The organism is Streptomyces sp. CO7 (assembly GCF_053474865.1).
In genome coordinates this window covers 1,001,697-1,005,427 of sequence record NZ_JBRIOU010000004.1, presented here as the reverse complement: position 1 = coordinate 1,005,427, position 3,731 = coordinate 1,001,697, and the positions used below count along the sequence as shown (strand labels likewise).

Annotated in this window: 1 protein-coding gene; it reads left to right on the top strand. The window is 70.6% G+C overall.

What is annotated here, in order from left to right:
• The first annotated feature begins 459 nt into the window (after positions 1–459).
• Positions 460–3,606, top strand: a complete 3,147-nt coding sequence (locus tag ACOV8S_RS17405) for a glycosyl hydrolase 115 family protein (RefSeq protein WP_448318683.1) — start codon at positions 460–462, stop codon at positions 3,604–3,606.
• Positions 3,607–3,731 lie beyond the last annotated feature (125 nt).

Sequence of the window (3,731 nt, the reverse complement as noted above, 5' to 3'; positions counted from 1 at the left end):
GCACCCGCCCGGGCCGGCCGCTCCCCGGGAGCTCGCCGCCCCGCTCCCCACCACCCCGCGTCGCTGCGGCCGGCCCGGGCGGGTGCAGCGTTTTCGCCAAGTTCCCGGCTCTCCGTTTCCCGTGCTCCCGCCATCGCCCCAGGGGCGCCGCGGAGGGTCCGGGTGGCGCGATCGCCCCAGGTCACGTGCTGTTTGCGGCTCACCCCCAGGCGTTGCGCCACGTTGCGGAAGAAATTCCGCGACTTTCGCGCCGCCTCGTGGCCGATTTCGAAAACCCGCGCTTGCCGTGCCCTGGCGGAAGGGCGCCCGTGCGGTCGTTTCCGCCTGCGATTTCCGGATCTTCCCGGTCGTGTTCGCGTATCGAAAGTTTTCGTTGCTCCCGACCCGTTGTCGTGCTCCCGTCCCTGCCCCAACATTTGTCAGGCCGGTTACCAAAATCAGCCGAGAAGTGGGTGAGCCATGCGCGGGAACGTCAGCCGTAGGTCGGTTCTGGGGACTGGGGCGGCTGCGGGCCTGGTGGCCCTCCCCCTGGTCGGCGGTGGGGCCGGTACCGGGTACGCGGCCCAGGGTGACGCGGAGCGCGGCGCGGCCGGAGGGGGGCCGCGCCGCACCGACTCCGGCGCGTACATCACGTTCAAGCCGGAGGCCGGCGCCTTCCCGCTGGTGCGCAAGGGGCACGCCGCCCCGGTGATCGTGGACGAGGACGACTTCGCGGGCGTGGTCCGGGTCGCCGAGGACCTGCGCGCCGACGTCGAGCGGGTCACCGGTGTGAAGCCGGCGGCGCGCGCGGGGTCGGCCCGTGAGGTCGTCATCGTCGGAACACTCGGCCGCAGCGAGCTGGTGGACAAGCTCGTCGAGTCCGGGAAGCTGGACGTCTCCCGCATACGGGGGAAGTGGGAGACCTCCCAGCAGACGGTGGTCGAGCGCCCGATGCCCGGCGTCTCCCGCGCCCTGGTGATCGTGGGCAGCGACCAGCGCGGCGCCATCTTCGGTGCCTACGACGTCAGCCGCGGCATCGGCGTCTCCCCCTGGTACTGGTGGGACGACGTCGTGCCGGTGCAGCGCCGGGAGATCTACGTCAAGGCCGGTTCCTGGACGCAGGGCACCCCGAAGGTCAAGTTCCGTGGTGTCTTCATCAACGACGAGAACCCGAACCTCGGCACCTGGGCGCCCCAGTTCTTCGGTCCGGGCAAGGCGCCGGGCTTCGACGGCGGCTTCAACGCGAAGTTCTGGGAGAAGGTCTTCGAGGTCCTCCTGCGCCTGAAGGGCAACTACCTGTGGCCGGCCGTGTGGGGCCGGGCGTTCGCCGAGGACGACCCGGAGAACCACGCCCGCGCCACCGCCTACGGAGTGGTCATGGGCACCTCGCACGAGGCCCCGATGATGCGCGGCATCGAGGAGTGGAACCGCCACGCCAAGGCCGCCGTCCGCGACTCCGCGGGCAACATCACCACCCCCGGCTCCGACCCGTACGGCGGCACCGGCGAGTGGTCCTTCCGCCGCAACCGCGCCGCCATCGAGGCGTACTGGCGCGACGGCATCAAGCGGATGAAGGAGCAGGGTTACGAGGGTGTGGTCACCCTCGGCATGCGCGGCAACGGCGACGTCAGCCTGCCCGACGGCGACGGCATCGAGCTGATGCAGGAGATCATCAGCACCCAGCGCGGGATCATCAAGGAGATCCTGGGTTCCGAGACCGCGGTGCCGCAGGTGTGGACGCTCTACAAGGAGGTCCAGCGGTACTGGACCAAGGGCCTGCGTGCTCCCGAGGACGTCACGGTGGTGTTCTGCGACGACAACTGGGGCAACATCCGCAAGCACCCGGACCCGGCCGAGCCGTACCGCTCGGGCAACTACGGCGTGTACTACCACTTCGACTACGTGGGCGGCGGCCGCAACTACAAGTGGGTCGACACCACGTCGCTGCCGAACATGTGGGACCAGCTCCACCAGGCCGTCTCCTACGGCAACCACGGCCTGTGGGTCGTCAACGTCGGCGACCTGAAGGGCAACGAACTGCCCACGCAGTTCTTCCTCGACTACGCCTGGAGCCCCAGCCGCTGGGAGCTCGACGAGATCCCGGAGTGGGAGCGGAACTACGCCGAACTGCACTTCGGCCAGGAGCACGCCGAGGCCATCGCCGCGGTCCTGTCGCGCTACGCCCACCTGCAGCAGCTCCGCAAGCCGGAGCTGCTCAACCGGCGCATCACGCTCGACCCCACCAAGGACCTGGCCACCGACAACTCCGCGGTCGTCTACGACGACAAGCAGACCCCCTTCTACTGGGGCGAGCTGGAGCGTGTCACGCAGGACTGGCGGGAGCTCGCCAAGGAGACGGCGCGGATCGGGCGCAAGCTGCCCGCCTCCGCCCAGGACGCCTGGTTCGAGCTGGTCGGCTACAACGTCCTCGCCACGGCCAACGTCTACGACCTGCGCGAGGCGGAGTTCACCAACATCCTCTACGCCGGCCAGGGCCGCGCCGCCACCAACGCCCTCGCCGACCGCGCCGAGGCGGGTCTGCAGGAGGACTTCCGCCTGCAGGACGTCTTCAACACGCAGATCGCGGACGGCAAGTGGAAGGACTTCCAGCTCCAGCCGCACATCGACTACGGCGACATCGAGCGGTACGGCAACAACGCCCCGTGGCAGCAGCCCGAGGTGAACAACGTCGCCATCAAGGACGTGCTCTTCCCCGCAGTGAAGCGCATCGAGGTCCCCGACACCGCCGACATGGGTGTCGCGATCTCCGGCTCCGAGAAGTGGTGGCCGGCGGCGGAGGCGGAAGCCGTCCTCCCCGAGTTCAGCCCGTACCGGACCGACGACGACGCCTTCGTCGAGATCTTCAACCGGGGCACCCGGTCCTTCGCGTACACGGTCACCTCGTCGGCGCCGTGGCTGCGCGTGGAGCGCACCCGTGGCACGGTCGGCACGCAGGTCCGGCTGAAGGTCTCCGTGGACTGGCACCGCGCGCCGGCCGGGCGCAGCGAGGCCGAGCTCACCGTGGAGGGCGCGGGCAGCACCGTCACCGTGAAGGCCGTCGCCGACCACACCTCGGCTCGGGGCCTCAAGGGCTTCGTGGAGGCGGGCGGTTACATCGCCATCGACGCCGAGCACCACAGCCGCGCCGTCGCCACCGAGGACGCCGGGTGGCTGCGGATCGACCGCATCGGCCGCAGCTCCGCGGGCATGACCCCGACCCCGGTGACGGCTCCCGCCCAGACCCCCGGCAGCGGCCCGTACCTCGAGTACGACGTGACGGTCCTGACGCCGGGCGAGGTCACCGTCTGGGCCTACCTGTCGCCGCGCAACCCGGCCCTCACGGGCACCGGGCTGCGGTACGCGGTCTCGTTCGACGGCGACGCCCCGAAGACCGTCGACATCACCGCCGCGACCGGCGCGGACGACGGCGGCATGAACAAACGGTGGGAGCGCAACACCTCCGACAACGTGAACCGGACGCCCACCAAGCACACGCTGTCGGCGGGCACCCACAAGCTGCGGTTCTGGATGGTCGACCCGACCGTCGTCCTGCAGCGCCTGATCGTCGACACCGGTGCGCTGCCGACGACCTACCTCGGCCCGGTGGAAAGCCGCCGGGTCCGCTGAGACCAGAGGCGCCGACCTGGGGAGGTCCGGCGCCTCTTCCCCCCACATCCCCGCACCACAGCCCGGCCGCGTCCTGCGGCCCGGCGATCCCGGCGTCACCGCCGGCGGGGGCAGTGCTGCCGGCG

What these genes read in the sequence shown, in the direction of transcription:
- ACOV8S_RS17405 (WP_448318683.1), top strand. Translation starts at nt 460, where the DNA reads ATGCGCGGGAACGTCAGCCGTAGGTCGGTTCTGGGGACTGGGGCGGCT.